The organism is Martinezella lusitana (assembly GCF_010668395.1).
GTDB classification, from domain to species: domain Bacteria; phylum Pseudomonadota; class Alphaproteobacteria; order Rhizobiales; family Rhizobiaceae; genus Rhizobium; species Rhizobium lusitanum_A.
This window is the reverse complement of record NZ_WUEY01000028.1, coordinates 19,906-42,024: the sequence shown is the minus strand read 5'-3', so window position 1 is coordinate 42,024 and position 22,119 is coordinate 19,906. Positions and strand designations below refer to the sequence as shown.

Here is a 22,119-nt window from a genome sequence, read left to right as displayed (position 1 = left end):
CTTAATAAGGTGAAACACATCTTGCGCGCACTCCCGCGCGTGGCACGTAGGTGTCAGTGCCGGGGTCGTAGGTGCGGTAGCGGCTGGCGCACCACTCTTCATGCCTGGAGCCGTAGCTCGGACGGGTTGGCGCTGCCAGAGCGCCGCCGATCAGAGCGCCAGCACCAAAAGCGGCTAGCGGGTACCAGTAGTCTCCATGCCGCCTGTAGCCGGGACGATAATCGCGATAGCCACGATGCCCGCGGTACCAGCCATCGCCGCCGTGATGATGGCGCCACTGGACTTGCTCCACGTCATGGGCGTTGGGCAAAACGATCCCGGACATCGGCACCGCACCAGCGGCCGAAATGGACGTCAGGCCAAGGGTTGCACCGAGCACCGCTACAGAGAGTATTTTCGAGATGATCTTCATAATTTTCCTCGTCAACTAGAAATGGATCATCTCGATAACGGATGAACCGTCTTGCGTGTTCCATTCGACCTGCGAAAACGGGAAGCGTTGTTTATTCGGAGCGGCGGAGCATGCGCATCCCTGAGGTGGATGATCAGCATTGTGATCATGACCCGTATCGAAATACAACCTTCGCTTGCGCACCCGAAGGGCTTCATTGATCTACACCATGGCGAGCATCTCGCCAGGGGATCTTGATAATGTGACGCGGGGATCGGTGACTGCGACTTCAATTCTCGTCAGCAGCTGCCTATTCTCAATCGATGGGCCGCCTTGCGATCTAAGTGGCCTCCGAAGCTCCTCTTGCGCGGGCTGATCGCGGTGGATGGAAGAGGCATGGCGGTATCGTTTTTGCGGTATTGGTTCTGTGGTCGACGTCAGGCCACCAACTGACAATCAAGGTCTATCACAAGTGCGATGCCGTCTTTATTCCGGTCATCCCTGAGCCGGCGGCTGCGGGATCAAACTGCCTGTTGCATCTCCAAAAGATCCTTCATCAAGGAGCGGAGCGACCGCCAGGGAAATTCGTCGCAGTCACGCGATGCGATACCGAGGGTCAGAACCCCATGCAGCTTGGCGATCGCTCCTTCAATGGACTGCGCGGGCATCTCCCACAGTTCCGCAGCCAGTGCGAGCTCGCGATCAGCGGCCACGCTCTCGGCCTCCTGGGCTCTGGTATACCCGATGACGTTGTCTGCGGCGTTCCAACGGCGAACCTGCGCCGACAGCGCTTCCTTTGCCCTATCCCGTGCCTCGGCCAGATCGTCGCCTTTGAGCCAGTATTCAATCTCGGCCTCACTTTGCAGGTGGGCCGGATCGGGCTTGCCCGGAACATCGATTTTAATGGAGGGGAAACCGACGGCTTCGACCAACTGGGTCTCGAGGTGCTGCTGCAGGTGGCAGCGCCGGACGAATTCGCGATGGGCTTCATGCCATTCCAGCCACTTTACAAGGGCCGGATCGGCGGCAGAGCCGTTAACGCCACGGTCCTTCGTCCGCGTCAGAAAATCTGTCGTGTACGAAAGGATGTTTAGTCGGGTATTTGCAGGCAAAGTTCTGCTATTCTCAGAATCAGCCATGATCCGAGCTCCAACTAGCTTGGGTATGGTTAGGCTGCACTCGGTGTTGCAAGCGCCGAATGCAGCCGACTGGTAGTTAAAATACCATATGGTAAAATAATATACAACGAGAAATCGACAAGAATGAGTGAAATAACCGGAGCGCAAATCCGCGCGTCGAGAGCGCTGCTCCGATGGACCGCTGAAGATCTTGCAAAAGCCGCCAGCACTGGCGTTATGACGATACGTCGCGCGGAAGCTGAAGATGGGCGGCCTTCAATTACGGCAGCAAACCTCAAACTGATTAAGATGACACTCGAAGACGCCGGGATCGAATTCATTCCGGAAAACGGTGGGGGCGCGGGAGTCCGCTTCAAGAAGCCGAGATAATGAGGAAACGCCTGACACATAGTGCCATGTATGAACTTCATTCAATGCGTACCGCGTGCATGGGATGTAGCGAACTCGCCAATACGGCTGAAGTGTCAAGACATGTCAGTTCATGCTGAATCGCGACCTGCGGGGCTGCCCAAGCTAACCGGCGTGCCTCATATGGGCGCGCAGTTTTTTGCGGAAAACTTCGGTTGGCGTCCGACGGCCAAGGCATTTGCACGGCGTCGCGTTGAGGTGGCTGCAAACTTCATGGCGAAGCAGGCCGCCGCGAACGGAATCGCATAAGAGGAAGCTGAGCGAGGTTTCCTGAAGGCAACGCGTCCGGCCTCCCTTATCCAGCGTTTTGCAACGACCGAGGAAGTTGCCAACATGATCGTCTACCTGCGCCCAAGGCGTGAGCCCGGGACAGGTGCCACGGAGACAACCCACTTCTGTATCGGGCGCATCGCGGGAAGCGCTGAAAAAGCTCAACGCAACGCGAAGCGAAGCGACTACGCTTGTCGCCGGTCTTCACGGACAAATGCGCGAGAGCAGCAGATCACGGTCACGAGGTTAACTGGCCGCCCGCCAAGCCGTCTCAAAATGATGTGATTGAAACGGCGTTTCAAGGCCGCCTCTTGCCTAAATATCGAGGAGGATGAAAAATAGGATGAGCTAAAATAGGGAGGAGGAAAATGAAGCGCTACCACCACCTAATCGAAGGAGTGCTCCAGCCGGACGAGATCACCAATCTCCAGAAAATTTTCGACGCTGTGATTGGCCAGCCATGGTTTCATTTGACGGAAATGAACCGCGAGGCGTTTGCGGCGGAACTGATCAGGCTTATCGAAAGGGCGTGACGGATTTTGACAAGCTTCACGACCTCGCCAGCTTGGCCGCCGCTGCTCACTTCAGCCGCGATCAGCCGCAAGAGAAGCGCTTATCGATACGGAGGCTACACGATGCTCAGAAATATTACGGGGGTGGCGATACGCGACAAGCGCCAAATCTTCCGCCTGGGAGGGCCAGCAAGCAGTAAAACAATCCGAACCTCGCGTCGCGCATTGGTGGAACGAGAGCGATCGGGAGAAAGCGCTCGGACGGGTACTTGATGATCCGATCTCCCTCCATGGGGAGATCATAGACAGTGTCGCCGCGGCCGAAGCCGCGCCGGTGTTCGGCAACCGTCACTCCATCCTGCGTGATGACAATCCGATCAGCATAGGCATGAATCTCGACCGAGCGGCCGACGGCCGTCGACAGGAGCGAGTATTTGTTATTGTCGAAGCGGACGGTGAAGGTCTTTGCCTTCGAGGCTGGCACGCCATGGAAACTGTCGAACGGGCTAAACTAATGCACGAGGCAGCCTCGTTCGGCCTCGAACATATGCCAGATCGTCTGCGCCGTCTGTTCGGATGTTTGGTGCCCCCATCGATCTCTTCGCCGGCTTGGGATTCGTGGCGGTATTTGCCGCGGCATCCAACACATCACTCGCCTGCACTATCGTGGGTTGGAACTCTTTGGTGCAGAGGACACTGTTTACATCGCTACCGCCTGCTTCATAGCCTACGTCTTCAGCGGGCACTCCGGCATCCATCTCTCACAACGCATCGTGTTCCCAAAAAGATACCGGGCCCATTCCGCCCGACGTCTCGCTTCGGGAAGTTGGCCGGCCCGCCGCCGTAACAAGAATGCTTAACCGTTTCTGGCGGCAAGGCTCGGCCGTTCAAACCAAACTTCCATCAATAATCAAGGATCAAGAAATGCCGTGTTCACATGCGCTGACACACAGCGACGTCGGCACGATCAGGATTTATCTCTAGCCTCGCGAAAATGCCGAGCAAGGGCGCTCGCAACCTCTGGAGTTCCGCCACTCTACCGCGAGTTGTCCCCGACGCAAAGAATTCCGGACTTATGAATGCTTGGTCGGTTGGCCTTTTTTTCTTTCACTCTGTCAACCTCTATCTATCTATCGATCGATCGGCAGGAGATATGAAATGACCGAGACCACAACAGATATGCGTGAGGCGGTCATGGCCGCCGCAAAATCGACCATGCAAGCGCATGGATAACACGCTCAGCTTTCGGGAGCTGGCGAAAGAGGTTGGGATCAAAAGTTCAAACGTGCCCTATTATTTCCCAACCAAAGGTGCGCTCGGTGCGGCGCTATATCGAAGACGGAGCAACCTATCTGGCTGACCTGCTTGCGACTTCGAGCGACGCGTCGTGGTGTATGGACAAATATACCGCGATCTTCCGCCTGGCACTGGCCAACGACAATCGCATGTGTCTTTGCGGAATCATGAGTGCTGAGCTTGACGACCTTCCGGTGGAGGCACGGGCTGAGATCGACCAGTTTGCCAGACGAACGTCGATTGGATCACCAAGGTTCTGGCGCGGGCAAAGCCGGCCGCGAGCAATCCGGATCTGCAGGAACAGGCGATGGCGATCTTCGCGGCCATCGAAGGAGCCCAGTTCGTCGCGCGCGGATGCCAGGACATAGGCATCTATAACCGCACAATCAGGACCTACCGCCGACTGGCTTGATTCCCTGATGCTCCGGTTCTGCTCATCTGCAGGCTAGCCGGCGTCTGCCATTTCGTAGCGGCCTCGATATTCGGTGGGCGTGATACCGACCTGGCGACGGAAGGCGCGACGAAAAGTATCGATGTCGCTAAAGCCGCAAGCGGCAGCAGCCTGCTTGGGCCGCTCGCCGGCTTCAAGTAGCTGACGAGCCACATCGATCCGGACCATTTCGACCCAGGTTGATGGGGTCATCCCGATTTCCTGCCTGAACAATCGCGCAAGATGGCGCGGGCTGAGACCGGCGCGTTCGGCAAGCGCCGCCATACTGGCGTCGGCGGTCGGATTGGCCACCACCCAGCGCTGGATTTCCTGCAGGGCCGACCGGCCAGCGGGATTGGCCTCGCCTCGCCGACTGAACTGGAGCTGGCCGCCCGGACGCTTAAAGAACATTACGAGCTGGGAAGCGACCTTCTTGGCGACCTCGCGGCCAAGATCCTCCTCGACAAGCGCGAGCGCCAGATCGAGGCCCGCCGTCACGCCCGCCGCCGTACGGATCTGTCCGTCGCGAACGTGCAGCGCATCGATCTCGATGTCGACTTCCGGGAAGAGCCGTCCAAGCGGCTCGGCAACAGCCCAATGTGTGGTGATGCGCCGCCCGTCGAGCAATCCGGTCGCGGCCAGCACCATGGCGCCGCTGCAAACAGAGCCAAACCGGCGGCTCTGCGGCGCCTCCCGACGCAGCCAGTCCACCAGCTTCGGATCTGCAGGGACATCGCCGAGATGCGGGGCGCCGGCGACAAGCAGCGTGTCGAAGATGGTGGATACGTGAAGACCGAGGATCATGTCTGGAACAACGCGCAGCCCGGATGAACTGACAATGGGGCCTTCGACAGTGGAAATCACGCATGGTGCATAGGCCCGGTGGCCGGATTGCACATTGGCTTCGGCAAAAACGTCGAGAGGACCCGCGACGTCGAGCATCTGCACGCCTGGCAGTGCGAGGATGCCAATCATCCTTGAATCAGCTTGGTGTCTCATATTTGGGTCAAATGTCCGTATTCGTCGTAATACGACTATAGAGGACACAGACAGGGATATCTAGGGTTGGAAGAGCCACGAAAGGAGGCACATGATGACCACTGCAAATCACGCCCTTAAAATCCCCGATAGCAGGCTTGCGCGAGAGGTGACTGAGATTGTCCGCGATATGGAGTCCGAGCTGCTCTTCAATCATTCGAGTCGGGTCTATCTATTCGGCGCGTTGGCCGGCGAACATCGCGGCCTGAAGTTCGATCCGGAACTGCTTTATACAGGAGCCATGTTCCACGATATGGGCTTGATGAAAGCCTACAGCAGCGCTGATGAACGCTTCGAGGTCGACGGCGCCAACGCGGCGCGGGATTTCCTGAAACGGCACGGTATCAAGCAGGCCGACATCGATACAGTCTGGGCGGCAATCGCGCTGCACACCACGCCCGGCATCCCCAAGCATATGCATCCGGTCGTCGCGCTGGTGACGGCCGGCGTCGAGATGGATGTCCTTGGCCTGACCTACGGGGAATATTCGGAGGCCGAACGGGAGGCAGTCGTGCGGGCGTTCCCGAGGACGCCGCATTTCAAGGAAGATATCCTCCAAGCCTTCTACGACGGTATCAAGCACAAACCGGACACCACATTCGGGAACGTCAAGGCCGACGTGCTCGCGGATAAGGACCCGCATTTCCATCGCGGGAACTTCTGCAGCGTTATCCGCGGATCGCACTGGCACGGCTGATATCGCCACTTCCGGCCTGGATCGACGGACCCGACGTCTCAACGAGCGCTGGGTCTTTCGTTGCTTCAGTTTTGCCTGTCTACCGATAGATAGAACTTCGAAGGAGACGGGTATGATCGACACCAACCCAATCTATTATCAGCATGCGATAGCTCTCGCGGCGCTCATTCACGCGAAGCAACTATCGTGGCGCGAGGTCGTGCCGGCGCATCTGGACCACACCGATGTCGTGAACCACCAGATCAACGCGGTCGTGACGCTCAAGGTCGAAGCTGCGATAATGGGCACGGACTTTGCTGACCATGCGGGCGCGGATGGCATCGCTCCGGGTCTGCTGCATGAGTGCCTTTCTCGATCAGGGGTTCGTTGGATACCGCAGGCGTCTTCACCCAGCGCAGCTCGAAGCTGTTCGTGGGCAACATTCCGGACAAGGAAGCAACGGCGGTCGCACGTTTCAAGGCGACCAGCGGCGTTCCGCTCATGAAGGCTAACCAGCTCGACTTCTCCTTCTGGGCAGAGAGCGACGATCTCGTGACCGGCCGCACCATTACTCCCTGGAATCTCGAGCGCACGCCTGGCGGTTCGTCCGGTGGAGAATCGGCTGCACTCGCCGCCAGCATGTCACCGATCGGCCTTGCGACATGGGATTCAGTGATCCTCCCCATGCGAGGCACAATCCGGAAACAGGTTTTTCAGTGACTATTGGCTCGGCGCCAGGACCTATTCGGGACCTGGAAGCGGCTCATCCTTCCGCCATCGCAGAAGCTTCGGGGTATGACCGATCCCCGGATTGAAGCAGTTGCAGGGATCAAGTGTCTGATAGTGGTCAACCAGCGAGGCTTTGGCATTGTAGAGATGCCCGACATTGTGCTCTGCCGGATATTCGGCACCCCTCGTATCAAGGATCGCCCACATCGCATGTTCGACCTCCATGGGATCGAAGCCTTTTTTGACGATGTAATCCTGATGGAGAACCTGGCAAAAGAAGTGACCGTAGTAAAGCTTTTGCTCAAGCCGATTGGAGATATCGGGCGGCAGACGCTCGAACCAGTCTGTGCCATTGCGAGGAAGAGCGATATCAAGAGCGACCATGTCCTCAACGTGTTTGCGATGGATGGCGCGGTAACGGATCGCCGCGCCGGCCGCCGCAAATCTATGCAGGAACGCCTTAACCCCTTCGTCAACCGTACACTCAAAGAAAGCCCCCTGCGCAGAGGGAAAACGCTTCGCGAGATAATCGCGCACTTCTGCGATCCCATCGTCCGCCATCCGCAGCATCAGGTGATGTTCGAACCGATTGCGATATTCGTAGAGTCGCTTTGGCAGGTGTCTCGGAAAGAAGCTGCTGGCAGCCTGCATGAATCGATCCGAGAAATCGTGCGGGACAAACTTGACGCGCGCGCAAAGCGCGTCAAACCATCCCTTCACCGCAAACAATGTCGGGAGACGGTCAGTCCCGAGATATTGTATCGCCAAAAAGGTGTCCTTGCCGTATTTCTCGGCGATATCGAAAGCGTCCCTGTGCAGATATTCGCCTTGGACGGGAAGAGATTTGAAGTGCGCGAGGATGTGCCGCCTTATCTGCGTAAGCTCACCTGGATCATTGGTGCCGATGTAGAAGTCACCGGTCTTCTGTTCTTTGGGAAAAGTATCAAGGCGAACGGCAAAAAGCATGACCTTACCGGCGCTGCCGGCGGCCTCGAACAGGCGCTTCGGATCCGCATTGAAACGCGCAGGCGTCGGCGCCTCGATATCGCGCACATGCTGCTGATAGTCGTGGTCCGAGCAGAAGCGATCAGGATAATATTCAACATCCTCGGCTTTGAAGCTTCCATTCTCGGCATTGGTGAGAATGGCCTCCGGATCGGTCCCTAACCGGACACCTAGGTGGTTCACAAGGATGACATCCCCGCTCTCGGTCACTTGCGCATATAGTGTCATTTGCGTGAATGCAGGCCCGCGATGGATCAGCGCGCCTCCGGAATTGTTGCAGATCCCGCCAAAAACAGAGGCGCCTATGCATGAGGAACCGATCACCGAATGTGGATTGCGACCGAGTGGCTGCAGCATCTTTTCGAGTTCGAAAAGAGTGGCGCCCGGCAGGCAAATGACCTGTTGGCCATTTCCGATAAGATGGATCTTGTTCATGCGCAAGGTGTTGATGATGACGATATCGCGATCATATGTATCGCCGTCGGGCGTGGATCCTCCGGTCAAACCGGTGTTGGCAGCCTGCACGATGACGGCTTTGTTCGCCTTGATGCAGGCGTTAAGGACGCGCCATTGTTCGAGCAAGCTGCCCGGCTGTATCACGGCTAGGGCCGGCCCGTTCCCAAACCGGAAGCCTTTCCGGAATCTCTGAGTTGCCGAAGGGCTCGTCAGAACATATCTTCTTCCAACGATTGCTTTCAGCTCATCGACGAGTTGGGAATTGTTTGCCGCCCTTGTCGAACTCGTTGCTATCGGCGCTTGCGTTGCAGCAAAAGTCATCCTGCCTCCACTGTGCTCAGACGAGCGCCGCGACAGACCCCTCGACGCAAGTACACAACAATCAAGCGATGCTGTCCATTTTGTGGACATCGATACGCTAGCCCACTGTCCATCGAGTCTTAACCGAGCGATCGGCGTTCAAAAACGTTATGCGTCGTGACAAAGGGCAGCCTGCTCCCACAATAGGCCCAAGGCAAGTTAGATGTTGTGCATTTTATTTAGCGGGCAGGCAACCGGGCGGCCCACACAGCAACGCTGTCCCCATGCGAATGCGTCAGCGTGGATCGCTTGAGGGGTTTTGCTATCAGTCTATTGGCCTTGCGCCGGCTTCCATGAGATCGACTTCACGCAACAGCTTACACCGTCAAAGAGATCATAGACTTGACGGAGGCGTTACAGTTCCGCGCGCTCGGCTCCCATCGCAACTAACCACAGTCTGCGTTCTATTCCGCCAGCCCTCTTGCGCGCTCGGCCTCGCTGCCGGTCATCGCCCCCCGGTCCATTCCAGTTCTCCCTGCAGCGCGGCTAAATCATTCCACGCATCAAGGACCACGATTGCCTGCTCCCCTCTTGCCCAACTGCACTCGCAAGATCAAAACGATGCGATCAACGCGGAGCGCGTCCCGTAATTCTTTCCTTTTCTTGTGGAGGGGCTTACTGCTGCCGGAGATCGTAATTCGAACTTGTTGACCTGAAAGACGGGTGCATCGCGCCACATGCCACGCCGCAATCGCTTGGTTTTCTCGATTGCTCACGTCTTGATGTGCTTTCAGCAAACGCTGAACGGCTCATTCCTAATGACATCTACGGGGCGATGGCGAAAGCTCGGCTACATTCGTGTACCCGCATACTATCCCAGCCATCGATAGCATCCACCCGTACTGACTGTGCTCGTCGAAACGTTCGTTATCGTGGCTAGTGCTCAGCCTGCCACCAAAGCGAAAGGGTATCGGGGGGACAGCATCCGACCGGACGGGGGAAGTAGCGGCATTGCCTCCCCCGCCACGCCTGCGAAGCGCTAAACCAATTCAGTTCCGCCGTCGCTATTTTTTTGCGCTATCGAATATTGAACGAGCAAGACCAGTATAGCCGCAATTCCAAGGCAAAAGGCCAGGAAAAACATCGGCGCGATTGCACTACCCGTGACGTCTCTGATCCACGGGACAACGTTCTGCGCGATGAAGCCGCCAAGATTACCCACGGAATTTATCGCCGCCAAGCCGGCAGCGGCACCCGCTCCCTTCAGAAATTTTGAGGGCAGGTTCCAGAAGACCGGCTGCCCTGCGAAGATACCGGCTGCGGCCACGCAAAGAAACGCAAATTGCAGCGTATGATTGCTTAGAACGGCAGACGCGACGAGACAGATGATCCCGACCATGGCGGGTCCAACGATATATGCTGTCTGCGACCTGGATCGGGCAGCCGCAGCTGGCACGACGTAAAGGCCTATCGCAACCAGAGCCCATGGAATGATGTTGAGAAATCCATTCGACAGGCTATCGACGCCAAAACTCTTCACGATCGTTGGCAGCCAATAGCTCAACCCGTAGGCGGATAGCGGAAAGCCTATGAAGCAGACGGACATGAGCAGCACCCTGGCATCAAGCAGCGCCGCGAGCGGATTGCGGCCATGGCTGTCGATTTCCGCCTCCTCCGATGCCAGTCGCTGCGCAAGCCATGCCTTTTCCGTCTTGTCAAGAAAAACCGCCTGCTCGGGTCTGTCCGGAAGCAGAAAGAGCGTGGCAATTCCGGCAAGCACAGCGGGAACACCGGTTGCAAGAAACACCCATTCCCATCCGGCAAATCCAAGCAAGCCGTCGAGACTGAGAAGGGTTCCTCCCAGCGGCGCCCCAACGGCATTTGCGACTGCGCTGAAGATCATGAACAATCCTACCATCTTGCCGCGATGTTCGGATGGATACCAGAGCGTCAGAAGGTAAAGCACGCCCGGAAAGAAGCCCGCCTCGCATACACCGAGCAGAAACCGCAGGACGTAAAACATCGTCGCATTGGCTGTGAACGCAAGTGCGATGGTCACGACACCCCAGGACACCAGGATGCGCGCAAACCATTTGCTGGCACCAAACCGGGTCAAGAGAAGATTGCTCGGCACCTCGAAAATGAAATATCCGATGAAAAACAGCGACGCTCCCAACCCGTAGGCATATTCGCTGAGACCTAGGGCATCGACCATCTGAAGTTTCGCGAAGCTGACGTTCTGACGGTCGATGTAGGCAATAAGATAAAGGAAGCCCAGCCAGGGCATGAGTCGCCAAGTGATCTTGGCGACCAGGTTCTTTTCGGAAACCATCGATCTCCTCCTTTTATGGTTCTGAATGAAGTAAATTAGTGGCTTTCGCGCGGTACCTTTGCGCCGCGTCCTCCGACCAGGAAGTCGAGGTCGGCACCGGTATCGGCTTGCATGACGGTTCGCACGTATAGGCCTTGGTATCCGGAGGCCATCGGCGGTACCGGCTCCTTCCAGACCGCGCGTCGCCTTGAAAGTTCTTCGTCCGGCACGTCGAGGATCAACGTGCGAGCCTCAACGTCAAGCGCAATGAAATCCCCCTCCTCGACGAGCGCTAGCGGACCGCCGGCGGCAGCTTCCGGCGATATATGCAGCACTACGGTTCCATAGGCGGTGCCGCTCATGCGGCCGTCGGAAACACGCACCATGTCGCGCACCCCCTTCTCCAGGAGCTTGCTCGGCAGGGCCATGTTGCCGACTTCGGCCATGCCAGGATAACCGCGCGGACCGGCGCCCTTCAGAACGAGAACAGAATTCTCATCGACATCAAGGCCTGGGTCGTCGATCCTGGCATGGAAATCCTCGATGTTTTCGAAGACGACAGCGCGGCCACGATGACGCATGAGATGCGGTGACGCCGCTGAAGGTTTGAGCACTGCCCCGTTCGGGGCAAGGTTGCCCTTCAGGACGGCAATTCCGCCGCTGTCGACAAGCGGATTTGCTCGGCTGCGGATGACGTCCGAATTATGGTTGACGACATCAGCAATATTCTCGCCAAGGCTCATCCCCGACACTGTCAGCGCATCGAGATGCAGAAGGTCCGCAATCTCCTTCATCACGACCGGGATGCCGCCGGCATAACAGAAGTCCTCCATGAGGTATTTTCCTGAAGGCATCAGATTGACGATCGTGGGCACGTCGCGACCTTGCCTGTCCCAGTCCTCCAGCGAGAGGTCGACACCGACGCGCCCGGCAATGGCGAGCAGATGAACGACAGCATTGGTCGATCCGCCAATCGCGCCATTGACTTTGATGGCATTTTCGAACGCCTGCCGCGTGAGAACCTTCGAGAGCCGCAGATCCTCCTTGACCATCGCAACGGCGCGACGCCCCGTCATACGAGCCAGACGCGCGCGCCGGGCATCGACGGCGGGCCAGGCCGCATTGGTGGGAAGAGCAACGCCCAAAGCCTCCACCATCGAGGCCATGGTCGAGGCCGTTCCCATGGTCATGCAGTGGCCGGGAGAGCGCGACATGGCACTTTCCGCATCCATAAATTCCTGCCGGCTCATGGTGCCTGCCCTCACCTCCTCGGAGAATTTCCACACATCTGTGCCGGAGCCGATCGGCTTGCCGCGGAAGTTGCCGTTTAGCATCGGGCCGCCGGAAATGACGATCGTCGGCAAATCGCAGCTTGCCGCGCCCATGAGCAGCGATGGCGTGGTCTTGTCACAGCCGGCCATCAGGATAACACCATCCATCGGATTGCCGCGGATCGCCTCCTCGACGTCCATGGAAGCCAGGTTTCTGAAGAGCATCGCAGTCGGACGAAGATTGGATTCACCGCAGGAAAAGACCGGAAACTCGAGTGGCAATCCGCCGGCCTCCAGCACCCCCGCCTTAATATGCGTGACCAGCTCCCGAAAATGGGCGTTGCAGGGCGTAAATTCCGAAAACGTGTTGCAGATACCAATGACAGGACGGCCGTCGAATACGTCGTCGGGCAGGCCGCCATTTTTCATCCAGGAGCGGTGGATGAATCCATCCTTGTCCACTCCGCCGAACCACGCCTGGGACCGCCGTTTTGAATCCTTGGTCATAATTGCCTCTTTTGTAGTATGATTTATATTTTTGTTATACAATTGACCGATGGCGGTCAAGTAGAGTTGCGCTTGTGACCGTACGCTGAAGAAGCTAGAGATGACTTGGTTCTTGGGGAGAGCAGATGGCCGGCATGAATTCGGACGCCGACGACACAGGTACCGGCACGAGAGAAAGATACCATGACGCCATTGTGCAGGCATTGGGAGAACGTATCGTCGGCGGCGCTTTGGTCGCAGGAGCCTCGGTCGGGACCGAGCAGGAGCTCTGCGAACATTTCGGAACATCACGTACCGTTATTCGGGAAGCCATAAAGATCCTGTCTGCCAAGGGACTTCTCGAAAGTCGCCCGCGAAGCGGCACCAGGGTGACCGATCATTCCGCGTGGCTTCTGCTTGATCCGCAGGTTCTCGCGTGGAGGCTGGGCGCGCGGAATGGCAGCGAACGCGCACGGCTCGACCTCTATGAACTGCGGCAATCCTTCGAGCCGGCCGCAGCGGAGCTTGCCGCCGCACGCGCGACACCACAGATACTGCAGAAAATGAAGCATGCCCTGCTCGGCATGGCCCTTGCCTCGACGGCGGAAGAAAAGATCGAGCACGATCTCGCATTTCACACCGCCATTCTAGCCGCGACCGGCAATGCCTTCTATCTGGCGTTGGGGTCATTGATCTCGGCTGGACTGAAACATGTCTTCAAGGCGGGATTGGAACGGACGGCGAAGGAAGATGAGCATTGGATCCGCCGTCATCAGAATGTTTACGAGGCCATTGCCGGCTCCGATGGCTCCGGCGCGGCGGAGCAGATGAGGAACCTCCTGCGAGAGGCGCTGGAGGTCCAGAAGCTCGAACTGCCGCGATCAGAGGGTTAAAAGCAGATCAGCTTCAGAAAGATCCGAGCCTAACCGCATGCGAGACGACAAGCTGCTGCCCGAACGGTGTGGGACGCATGGCAGGTGCCCGATCCCAAACGGTGAGGCCAGCCCGCTCAGCGAACAACCGCTTGCCGTAGCACATAAGATGTTCGATCCCCTGCATGACGGCGACGGCAGATGGAAGCATCGTTCGATAGATTTCTTCGGCGCGGAGTTCGTCTCCGGCGCGAAAGGCGTTGTATGCCATGACCGCATAATCGATGAGATCGGGAGCGAGAATATAGCCGGCGCAGCCCGCCCGCAGTCCGTCAAGCAATTCCAGACCACCACGCCCGTTGAAGACCGGCACGCCGTTACCGATTATCTCCATCAGCGCCTTGACCTCCACCGCCGATCCTTCCGCCTTGAGCACGCTCACATTGGGGTGGGCGGCGCGCAACGCTGCGAGATCCAGGCCGGTCAGTCCGCGCCCAAGAAAGGCAGGGGCATTTTGAATCGCGACGGGCAGCGTCGTGGCATCCGCAACGCGGCCGAAGAAGCCGATATATTCACCGGCCCCGAAACTGCCGACCGGAGGCGGCTGAAGTATCACCCAGTTGGCGCCGACCGCTTCGGCATGCCGGACCTGCTCGACCTGCTCGGCAACTGACGTCCCGAAGATCGTGAAGCCAAGCGGCAAGCGGCTGGCATTGTCTTCGGCAAGCCAGTCCATCACGGTTCGGCGTTCGGCAGCCGTCAATTTGGAAACCTCCGTTGCTAGGCCGAGCGCAACCAGACCATGCACGCCGGCAGCCACACAGATTTCCGTCTGCCGCTTCATCGCCGCCCTGTCGAGTTTCTCATCGTCATCGAAAAGGGCGTAGAGGATCGCGTGAATACCGTGCAGCTTCTCAGGTTCGAATGTCATCTTTTGAATAGCCTTATTGTCTTGAAAGCCGAAGGGCCGGAGCCCCTGTACGGACAATTGCGATGCCGAGGAGACCGCCTGCGATGAGCGCCGCAGCTACCAGCGTCAGCGCGATGTTGTAATTTCCGGTGGAATCCTTGATCCAGCCGATCACGGGCGGCAGGGCAAGGCCGGCGACATTTGCCAGTGCATTGATAAGCGCGATCGATACGGCCGCAGCGATGCCCGAGACAAATTCGGTCGTAACCGCCCAGAAGATCGGAATGACCGCCCAGTTGAGCGCCACGGAAAGGACGAGCAGCAAATAGGCCACTCGCGGATCACCGGTATAGGTCGCACCCAGAAGGCAGGCGCCGGCCAGAGTGAGTGGAAGCCCGAGATGAAGGGCACGCTCGCCGGTTCGATCAGAGTGCCTGCCATTGAAGAACATGAAGATGCAGGCCGCAAGAAACGGCACCGCCGAAAGCAGGCTCACCGCCAGATTTCCACCGCCCGACAGGCTCTTGACGATCAGGGGCATGAAGAGCGTGATGCCGATCGTCCCAAAGGCTTGAAGGAGCCAAAAGAAGGCGAGCATCCAGACGCGAGCATTCGAAAACGCCGCACTCCAGGAGGCATGATGGGACACAGGTGCCTTCTCCTCATCGCTCTCGATGGTTCGTTCGAGACCATCCTGCTGTTCGGCAGTGAGCCAGCTCGCCTCTCGCGGGCGATCGGGCAGAAACTTCAACACCATGAAGCCCAAGATGACGGCAGGAATGCCTTCGATCAGGAACACCCAGCGCCATCCCGAAAGGCCGAGAATGCCATGCGCATTGAGCAAGAGGCCCGATAGGGGCAATCCGATTACCGAGGCAAGCGCCGCACCGATATAGAAGAAGGACATGGCGTTTGCCCTGTCGCCCGATGGATACCATTTCGCGAGATAGAAGATAATACCTGGCGTGAAGCCGGCTTCAGCAGCACCGAGAAGAAGGCGCATAGCATAGAGCTGAGAGGCGTTGGAAATGAATGCCATACCGGCTGCAATGATGCCCCAGCTGATCATGATGCGCGCAATCCAGCGGCGCGCGCCGAACCGGGCCAGCAACATGTTGCTCGGTATTTCGAAAACAATATAGGTCGCGAAGAATATGCCGGCTGCCAGCCCGTACATCTGGCTCGTCAGGCCGAGCTCCTCGTTCATTCCGAGCGCAGCGACCGAGATGTTCGACCGATCGATATAGGCAACCAGGTAAAGCAGCATCAGGAACGGCAAGATGCGCAGATTGATCCGACGGACCGCGTCCGCATTGGTGTCGAGTTTCATTTTCTCCTCCGCCCCTTCATGAAAGCCTTCAAACATCATACCTTTAACATATGATGTTTGAAGAGCAACAAGCTGTTTGCTTTTATCTGTGCATTCTGGTTGGTCTCGGAGATGATGAAGGCGACGGACGGATGCATGACGAAAACTAAGCCAAACAGGACGATGGCTCTCGTGGAGGCTCTCGGCGTCCGTATCGCGTCCGGGCAAATAACTCCCGGGACCTATCTTCCGTCGGAGGGTGAGCTTGAGCACGAATTCGGCGTCAGCCGCACGGTGGTTCGCGAAGCGGCAAAGATATTGTCCGCCAAAGGTCTGGTGACCGTCAGGCAGCGTACCGGCACGAGAGTTCAGCCGCGCGAACGATGGCAATGGCTCGATGCCGAGTTGATAGGTTGGTTGTCGCACGGACGCATCTCCCATGACGAACTGATGGCATTTGCGGAAGTACGCCTGATCGTGGAGCCTGGTGCTGTCGTTTTGGCCGCCCAGCGTGCAGGCAAGGCCGAGCGAGAGGCTATTATGGCGGCGTATGGACGGATGGAAACGAGCCAGAACGATCCGGCCGGAGCCGTTGCCGCCGACAAGGAGTTTCACCTTTCCATCTTGGCAGCGACACATAATCCGGTTCTGCAGAGCTTACGCCAGGCGATTGAATCGATACTTGATGCTGTCTTTCCCCATACGGTAGGAGCGTTTGCATTCAACCTCGCAAACCATCGTGCTGTTGCCCACGCGATTATGAACGGTGACCCGACAGCCGCACGTTCTGCAATGGAAAATCTGCTGAACGAAACTACTCGATTTTTGGAAAGTTCATCATCGGTCCACTCAAGGATGCTGCCGCACACTGAGACCGCCATCGATCGTTAGACAGGTGGCGTTCATGAACGGGCACTCGTCGGAAATCATGAACACGGCAGCCAACGCGATTTCTTCAGGAGTGGCGATCCTGCCGCTAGGGTGCAGGGCAAGAGTTGCCTTCTCAGCCGCACCGGGGTCGGCAAAGGTGTTCCAATACTCCACAGCCTTCTGCGTGGCGACATAGCCCGGCGCAATCGCATTCACGCGAATGTTTCGATCCGCATATTCGATTCCCAGCGCCTTGGTCATGCCCAGAAGAGCATGCTTTGCAAGAGGATAAGGAAAAGTGTGCGGTATGATGGTGAAGGCATGGGTCGATGCAATATTCAATATTGCTCCCCCACCCCCTTCGATCAATCCTGGAAGGACAGCACGGCAGCAATTCCATGCACCACGCAGATTGACGTCGAAGCACCTATCCCAGTCAGCGTCAGACGATTTGAGAGGTTCGTCAAAAACATTGATGCCGGCATTATTGACCAGTGCATTGATCGGGCCGATTTTTGTCGCTGCCGCGGCGACCGCGGCCTCGATTGCCGGTGCGTTTGTTATGTCCACGGGGACCCATGCCACACGTCCGTCCCCGGCGGACAATGCCTTGCATTCACGTTCGAGCAAATCGCCATCTTTGTCGATGAGGAAGAGATTGGCACCCTCCTTGAGGAAAGCGCTTGCAAGTGCAAGGCCGATACCCTGCGCCGCGCCGGTGACGAAGAGGCGCTTGCCATGAAGACGTCCAGTCATTGCTGTTCTCCTGCCACGTTATTGTCTGGTTAACGCCTTGCCGCCGATGAACGCAGATTATCAAGCAGAACAGCGATTAGCAGAATGCAGCCACGCACAAGATACTGATAGAAAGCTTGGATATTGAGCAGGTTCATGACGTTCTCGGCAATGCCCATGATCAGTACGCCGACGATGACGCCTGTCATGGCTGCCCGGCCGCCGGCAAGCGACACGCCGCCGAGCACGCAGGCAGAGATGACCGAGAGTTCCAGCCCCGTCGCCGCATTTGGCTGACCTGAGGTGATGCGCGAAGCGAGCAGGATGCCGGCAATGGCGCAAACAAGGCCCTGCAACGCAAAGATCCAGATGCGCATGTTGACGACATTGACGCCTGCAAGCCGTGAAGCCTCGGGATTGCCGCCGATCGCCAGTGTATTCTTGCCAAAGACCGTACGGTTCAGAACGAAACCGAAGACGATGAACAGCAGCACCATGATCCAGATCGGCGTCGGCACGGTCAGGAAGCGCGACAGCGCCAGCTGATAAAAGGCCGGGTCGTTGATGCCGACGGCGCGCCCATCAGAGGCAATCAGCGCAAGCCCACGAACGATCTGCATCGTCGCCAGCGTGGTGATGAGTGCGTTGATGCGGAACTTGGCAATCACCACGCCATTGATGACGCCGACGAAGCCGCCGCAGATCAGCGCGGCCAGCAGGCCAAGGGGGATGGAGCCTGTCGCATTCGACACCATGACGGCGACCATGCCTGAGAAGGCGACGGTCGAGCCGACCGACAGATCGAAATCGCGCGAGGCCAGGCAGAACATCATCGTGCAGGCGACGATGCCGATCGTGACAACCGACTGTAACAGGCCGAGCATGTTGCGCTCTGTCAGGAAGCTCGGCACGAAGAGCGAGACGATCACGAAGGCGATCGCAAAGATCACAACAAGGCCCTGTTCACCGAGAAGGATTTTTTTAAACGAATTCATCGCTATCATTCCTGAATTAGATTGTGCCGGCGGCGTTCTTGTCTGGCAGTGCCGCAGTCAGAATGGCCCGTTCGTCGAAATCGGCGCGGTCGACATTGGCGGCGACGCGCCCTTGGCACATGACCATGATGCGGTCGGAAATACCCATGATCTCAGGAAGCTCACTGGAGATGACAAGGATTGCCATGCCGCCAGCCGCCAATTCATACAAGATTTCATAGATTTCGGACTTGGCGCCGACATCGATGCCGCGCGTCGGCTCATCGATGACAAGCACCTTGATGCCCTGTTCGGAAAGCCAGCGACCAAGGATGACCTTCTGCTGATTGCCGCCCGAGAGATTGACGATATCCTGCTTGCGCGAGGGTGTGCGCACCCTGAGCCTGGCGATGAATTGATCGGCGACCGAGGCTTCCCTTTTCGGATTGAGGATCCCGAACGGCGAAAAATGCCGCCGTGAGGAAATGGCAATATTCTCCTCGATCGATCGCCCCTGAATGATGCCGTCGAACTTGCGGTCCTCGGGGCAGAGAACCATGCCCGCGCTTATGGCGGCCTTTGGATTGTTCGGCGAAACGGCAGTGCCATCTATCGCGACGTTACCCTGATGTCGATGATCGGCGCCATACAGCAGACGGGCCATCTCACTTCGGCCAGCGCCGATCAGACCGAAAAAGCCCAGAATTTCTCCCTTGCGGACCGAGAAGCTGACGGGGTTGCGCAGTTTCGGTCCCGACAGATCCTTGACCTCAAGACGCACAGGGCCGAGAGGCCGCTGACGCCAACCCCAGATATTGCTGATCTCGCGGCCGACCATTTGTGCGATAACTTGATCTCGCGTCGTATCGGCGATTTTCGGATGATGGGCAGCAAGCCTGCCGTCGCGCAAGATGGTGAGGCTGTCGCATAGTCGAAAGATCTCATCGAGCCGATGCGAAACATAGAGGATGATCGTACCTTTGGCCTTCAGCCGGTCGATCAGCGAAAACAGGATCTCGCTTTCACGAGACGACAATGACGAGGTCGGCTCGTCGAGCGCGATCACCCGCGCATCGACCATGACGGCCTTGGCGATCTCCACCATCTGTCGGGCACCGATCGACAGCGAGGAGACCTTGGCCGCAGAATCGACATCGATACCGATTTCCTTAAGCTTGGCACGAACGGTCTCGACCAGCGTCCGGCCGTCGATCACACCGGCCTTGCCGGGAAAACGACCTAACCAGAGATTTTCGGCGACGGTCAGCTCCGCCACCAGCTGAAGTTCCTGGTGGATGACGATCACGCCAGCGTGAAAGGCGTCGCGGACGGAGCTGTAATGCTGCTCCGCTCCATCGATGACGATACTGCCAGTATCCGCGGCCTGATCGCCGGAAAGAATCCGGATCAGCGTTGACTTCCCTGCGCCGTTTTCACCCATCAGCCCATGCACAGATCCCTTTTCAGCGTCGAAGGAAATGTTGGAAAGCGCCAGGACCCCAGGATAGCTTTTGGAAATATTTCTAAAGCTTAAAAAAGACATATATGACTCTCCCTCCGGACTGGCGGTTGTTACTCGCCAGTCCGGGTTCGCCGCATCCCCAGAAATCACTCGATTCCCAAGTCCTTGCGAACCTTCTCGTAATCGTCACGCAGAGCCAGCGAGCCAGAGGTCAGCGTCAACTTCGGCGGCTCCTTGCCGTTGGCGATCCAGCCGTACATATCGAGCGCGGTCTCGTAGCCATGACGCTTCGGCGAGATGATGACCGTACCGAAGAAACCAGTTGCGGAAGGCTTTTTGAACTCGTTGATTGCCGAGTCCGCACCGCCGATGCCGACGCCAATCATGTTGGTGGCCGGGATGCCCACCGATTCAGAGGCGCGGACCGCGCCAAGGACGGCTTCGTCGTTGAGCCCGAAGGCGACCCAGTACTTGATGTCGGCGTGCTTGTTGAGAACAGTGGTCGCGGCATTGAGCGCTGCTTCCGTGTCGGTCTTTGCCTGTGGCGCGTCATAGATATTCGCAGCCGGGAAACCCGCCGCCTTCAGGGCCGAGATCGCGCCCTCGACGCGGTCGACGGCCGTCGGCAGCTGATCATAGGAGACGCGAATCGCGCCGACATTCTTCATGTCCCAGCCACGCTTCTTGATCTCGCCGGCAATTGCCTGCCCCACCGTCTCGCCGATCTTGGTGGCGGAGATGCCCATATGCGGCACGTCCTCAAGCGGTGTGCCCTCGGCGTTTACGAGGCGATCATCGACGGTCATAAGCTTCAGCTGGTTGGCCGCGGCCTTGGCAACTATGCCAGGACCGAGCTTGACGTCCGGCGTGCAAATGATGAAGCCCTGAGCGCCTTGAGCGCCAAGATTATCGATCGCCGACTGAACTTTCTCGCCATCTTCGGCGCCGATCTTGACGAGCGTAAAGCCCTTTTCTTTCGCGGCCTGATCAGCAAACTTCCACTCATCCTGGAACCAGGGCTCCTCCGGCTGCTTTACGACGAACCCGATCTTCACGTCCTCTGCCAGGGCCGAACCGGCGGCCAAAATGGCGAACGCGCCAGCAAGGATGGCTGCTTTGTAAAAGCGCATGGTCTCTCTCCTCCTCTATACCCTGCCTCCCAGGGGATAGAGTGAGGCCTATCTCTATTTATAATATGAGTCAATCTTTTGTATGATAATTAATCGGGGCAAATGATAGACGGGGCACGGTAATCCCCGTCGCTGGGCATTCTGCCGGAATCGGACGGGGATGATCCGCGTGCGCGGATTGGCCGAGGCCCCCACAGGCTGTCGAGCCACAGGAAACGAACCGGCTTTTCGCCGATTACGTCTGCTTGGTGTGGTCGATCCGTCTTGCAGTGACAAACGGTATCGCCCGATAGTCGGAATCAGCTCGCCCAGACGATCTCACTGCGTGGCAGGTCCGCTGCACATTGGTATTGATCGATGCGGACATCACCACGAAAATGCCTATTTCGCGTCTTGCCGAAGCCTGCAGTTTGTCGTCGGGGCCATTTTCTCAAGCCTTCAGGCAGACAACGGGAACGCCCCTTTCGATGGCAGATCCGGTACCACCATTCAGAAAGGGCGATGAAATTGATGTGGCACATCGATGCCGCTCAATGACATCGCCTTCACCTACCAGAACCACCTCACATGCGTACTCTCCGTGGCGTTTGGAATTCCGCCCACTTGGGCGCTATCGCAGTACCCGGCACAGTCTGCTGACCGCCTTGCGTATCTCGACATTGACAGGGGAACTTTACTTTAGCCACACTGTGATGAATCCGGCGTCCGCTGGATTTGGCACGCCCCGAAAGAAGGTCATCATGGTCGAGAAAATCGCTGCGACATCCCCCACCTCTTCCTCGTCAGCGACGCAGATAAACCACAGCATGTCGATAGCCTCGGAGCCCGACCGGGCCTGGGTTGCGGAGCGCCAGGCCCAGATCACGGCAGATCTTGAGATGATGAACGAAGAGCGTGCTGTGCTCCGGGATGAAGATCATAACGACGCTAGCGTCGATGAAGATGAGCAAGCCTCCGAACGACACCTCGATCATCACCCTGGGCAGGCTTATCATCCCGAAGGAATCGCTGAGGATGAGAGGCTATCAGGGGAGAGCGTCCGTATCGGAACAGGTAACCTTGAGGAAGAGGTACCCTTTGGAGAGCATGTTGGATTCGTCTGAGGATTGAGCTCGGCCATGCCTGCACTGCGCCGTTAA

The 22,119-nt window shown here is 57.7% G+C and carries 21 protein-coding genes and 2 pseudogenes; 9 read left to right on the top strand and 14 right to left on the bottom strand.

Features of this window, described 5'->3' with window-relative positions:
* Position 1 precedes the first annotated feature (1 nt).
* Positions 2-412 (bottom strand): BA14K family protein, encoded by a 411-nt coding sequence (locus tag GR212_RS32585; RefSeq protein ID WP_163993413.1) that lies wholly within the window; start codon positions 410-412, stop codon positions 2-4.
* Positions 413-912: 500 nt separating this feature from the next.
* The gene (locus GR212_RS32580) at positions 913-1,530 is read right to left on the bottom strand and encodes a hypothetical protein (protein ID WP_163993411.1); all 618 of its coding nucleotides are present in this window, start codon (positions 1,528-1,530) and stop codon (positions 913-915) included.
* Positions 1,531-1,653: 123 nt separating this feature from the next.
* On the opposite strand from GR212_RS32580, the gene GR212_RS32575 reads away from it, so the two are divergent.
* The 3 genes from GR212_RS32575 (at position 1,654) to GR212_RS32565 (ending at position 2,741) form a co-directional block, all read left to right on the top strand.
* The gene (locus tag GR212_RS32575; protein ID WP_163993409.1) at positions 1,654-1,899 is read left to right on the top strand and encodes a transcriptional regulator; all 246 of its coding nucleotides are present in this window, start codon (positions 1,654-1,656) and stop codon (positions 1,897-1,899) included.
* A gap of 102 nt (positions 1,900-2,001) precedes the next feature.
* Positions 2,002-2,187, top strand: a complete 186-nt coding sequence (locus GR212_RS37655) for a hypothetical protein (RefSeq protein WP_348643585.1) — start codon at positions 2,002-2,004, stop codon at positions 2,185-2,187.
* A 389-nt stretch (positions 2,188-2,576) separates the two neighbouring features.
* Complete coding sequence (locus GR212_RS32565) at positions 2,577-2,741, top strand: hypothetical protein (RefSeq protein WP_163993408.1); 165 nt, start codon at positions 2,577-2,579, stop codon at positions 2,739-2,741.
* 115 nt (positions 2,742-2,856) lie between these two features.
* On the opposite strand, the pseudogene GR212_RS37860 reads toward GR212_RS32565, so the two are convergent.
* Positions 2,857-3,213, bottom strand: a pseudogene (locus tag GR212_RS37860) (Mu transposase domain-containing protein); the annotation flags it as partial.
* 665 nt (positions 3,214-3,878) lie between these two features.
* On the opposite strand from GR212_RS37860, the pseudogene GR212_RS37340 reads away from it, so the two are divergent.
* Positions 3,879-4,436, top strand: a pseudogene (locus tag GR212_RS37340) (TetR/AcrR family transcriptional regulator).
* A 25-nt stretch (positions 4,437-4,461) separates the two neighbouring features.
* Here the strand turns inward: GR212_RS37340 and GR212_RS32560 are convergent.
* On the bottom strand, positions 4,462-5,421 hold the full coding sequence (locus GR212_RS32560; RefSeq protein WP_246726155.1) for a GlxA family transcriptional regulator: 960 nt from the start codon (positions 5,419-5,421) through the stop codon (positions 4,462-4,464).
* A 118-nt stretch (positions 5,422-5,539) separates the two neighbouring features.
* Here GR212_RS32560 and GR212_RS32555 point away from each other — a divergent pair, with 118 nt between their 5' ends.
* Positions 5,540-6,181, top strand: a complete 642-nt coding sequence (locus GR212_RS32555) for an HD domain-containing protein (protein ID WP_163993462.1) — start codon at positions 5,540-5,542, stop codon at positions 6,179-6,181.
* Positions 6,182-6,362: 181 nt separating this feature from the next.
* Here the strand turns inward: GR212_RS32555 and GR212_RS32550 are convergent, their stop codons facing one another.
* Complete coding sequence (locus GR212_RS32550) at positions 6,363-6,521, bottom strand: hypothetical protein (protein WP_163993404.1); 159 nt, start codon at positions 6,519-6,521, stop codon at positions 6,363-6,365.
* Between the two features lie 2 nt (positions 6,522-6,523).
* Between GR212_RS32550 and GR212_RS32545 the strand changes: the two genes are divergently transcribed.
* Positions 6,524-6,880 carry an amidase family protein gene (locus tag GR212_RS32545; protein ID WP_348643584.1) on the top strand — a complete coding sequence of 119 codons (357 nt, stop codon included), beginning with the start codon at positions 6,524-6,526 and terminating at the stop codon, positions 6,878-6,880.
* 21 nt (positions 6,881-6,901) lie between these two features.
* Here the strand turns inward: GR212_RS32545 and dld are convergent, their stop codons facing one another.
* From dld to GR212_RS32530, 3 genes are all read right to left on the bottom strand, one after another.
* The gene (gene dld / locus GR212_RS32540; RefSeq protein WP_163993400.1) at positions 6,902-8,671 is read right to left on the bottom strand and encodes a D-lactate dehydrogenase; all 1,770 of its coding nucleotides are present in this window, start codon (positions 8,669-8,671) and stop codon (positions 6,902-6,904) included.
* A 1,018-nt stretch (positions 8,672-9,689) separates the two neighbouring features.
* Positions 9,690-10,982 carry an MFS transporter gene (locus tag GR212_RS32535; RefSeq protein ID WP_163993398.1) on the bottom strand — a complete coding sequence of 431 codons (1,293 nt, stop codon included), beginning with the start codon at positions 10,980-10,982 and terminating at the stop codon, positions 9,690-9,692.
* A 35-nt stretch (positions 10,983-11,017) separates the two neighbouring features.
* Positions 11,018-12,739 (bottom strand): IlvD/Edd family dehydratase, encoded by a 1,722-nt coding sequence (locus tag GR212_RS32530; protein WP_163993397.1) that lies wholly within the window; start codon positions 12,737-12,739, stop codon positions 11,018-11,020.
* Between the two features lie 125 nt (positions 12,740-12,864).
* Here GR212_RS32530 and GR212_RS32525 point away from each other — a divergent pair, with 125 nt between their 5' ends.
* Complete coding sequence (locus tag GR212_RS32525) at positions 12,865-13,611, top strand: FadR/GntR family transcriptional regulator (protein WP_163993395.1); 747 nt, start codon at positions 12,865-12,867, stop codon at positions 13,609-13,611.
* A 13-nt stretch (positions 13,612-13,624) separates the two neighbouring features.
* Here the strand turns inward: GR212_RS32525 and GR212_RS32520 are convergent, their stop codons facing one another.
* On the bottom strand, positions 13,625-14,521 hold the full coding sequence (locus GR212_RS32520; protein ID WP_163993393.1) for a dihydrodipicolinate synthase family protein: 897 nt from the start codon (positions 14,519-14,521) through the stop codon (positions 13,625-13,627).
* Between the two features lie 13 nt (positions 14,522-14,534).
* Complete coding sequence (locus GR212_RS32515) at positions 14,535-15,830, bottom strand: MFS transporter (RefSeq protein WP_163993391.1); 1,296 nt, start codon at positions 15,828-15,830, stop codon at positions 14,535-14,537.
* Between the two features lie 57 nt (positions 15,831-15,887).
* Here GR212_RS32515 and GR212_RS32510 point away from each other — a divergent pair, with 57 nt between their 5' ends.
* On the top strand, positions 15,888-16,700 hold the full coding sequence (locus tag GR212_RS32510) for a FadR/GntR family transcriptional regulator (RefSeq protein WP_163993389.1): 813 nt from the start codon (positions 15,888-15,890) through the stop codon (positions 16,698-16,700).
* On the opposite strand, the gene GR212_RS32505 is transcribed toward GR212_RS32510, so the two are convergent.
* The 4 genes from GR212_RS32505 to GR212_RS32490 form a co-directional block, all read right to left on the bottom strand.
* Positions 16,659-17,435, bottom strand: a complete 777-nt coding sequence (locus tag GR212_RS32505; protein WP_163993387.1) for an SDR family oxidoreductase — start codon at positions 17,433-17,435, stop codon at positions 16,659-16,661. The two genes, GR212_RS32510 and GR212_RS32505, sit on opposite strands and share 42 nt — an antisense overlap.
* A 29-nt stretch (positions 17,436-17,464) precedes the next feature.
* Positions 17,465-18,409 carry an L-arabinose ABC transporter permease AraH gene (gene araH, locus GR212_RS32500; protein WP_163993385.1) on the bottom strand — a complete coding sequence of 315 codons (945 nt, stop codon included), beginning with the start codon at positions 18,407-18,409 and terminating at the stop codon, positions 17,465-17,467.
* A 16-nt stretch (positions 18,410-18,425) separates the two neighbouring features.
* Complete coding sequence (araG, locus tag GR212_RS32495) at positions 18,426-19,931, bottom strand: L-arabinose ABC transporter ATP-binding protein AraG (RefSeq protein ID WP_163993383.1); 1,506 nt, start codon at positions 19,929-19,931, stop codon at positions 18,426-18,428.
* Positions 19,932-19,996: 65 nt separating this feature from the next.
* Positions 19,997-20,980 (bottom strand): arabinose ABC transporter substrate-binding protein, encoded by a 984-nt coding sequence (locus GR212_RS32490; protein WP_163993381.1) that lies wholly within the window; start codon positions 20,978-20,980, stop codon positions 19,997-19,999.
* Between the two features lie 740 nt (positions 20,981-21,720).
* On the opposite strand from GR212_RS32490, the gene GR212_RS32485 reads away from it, so the two are divergent.
* Complete coding sequence (locus GR212_RS32485; protein WP_163993379.1) at positions 21,721-22,083, top strand: hypothetical protein; 363 nt, start codon at positions 21,721-21,723, stop codon at positions 22,081-22,083.
* Positions 22,084-22,119: the final 36 nt, after the last annotated feature.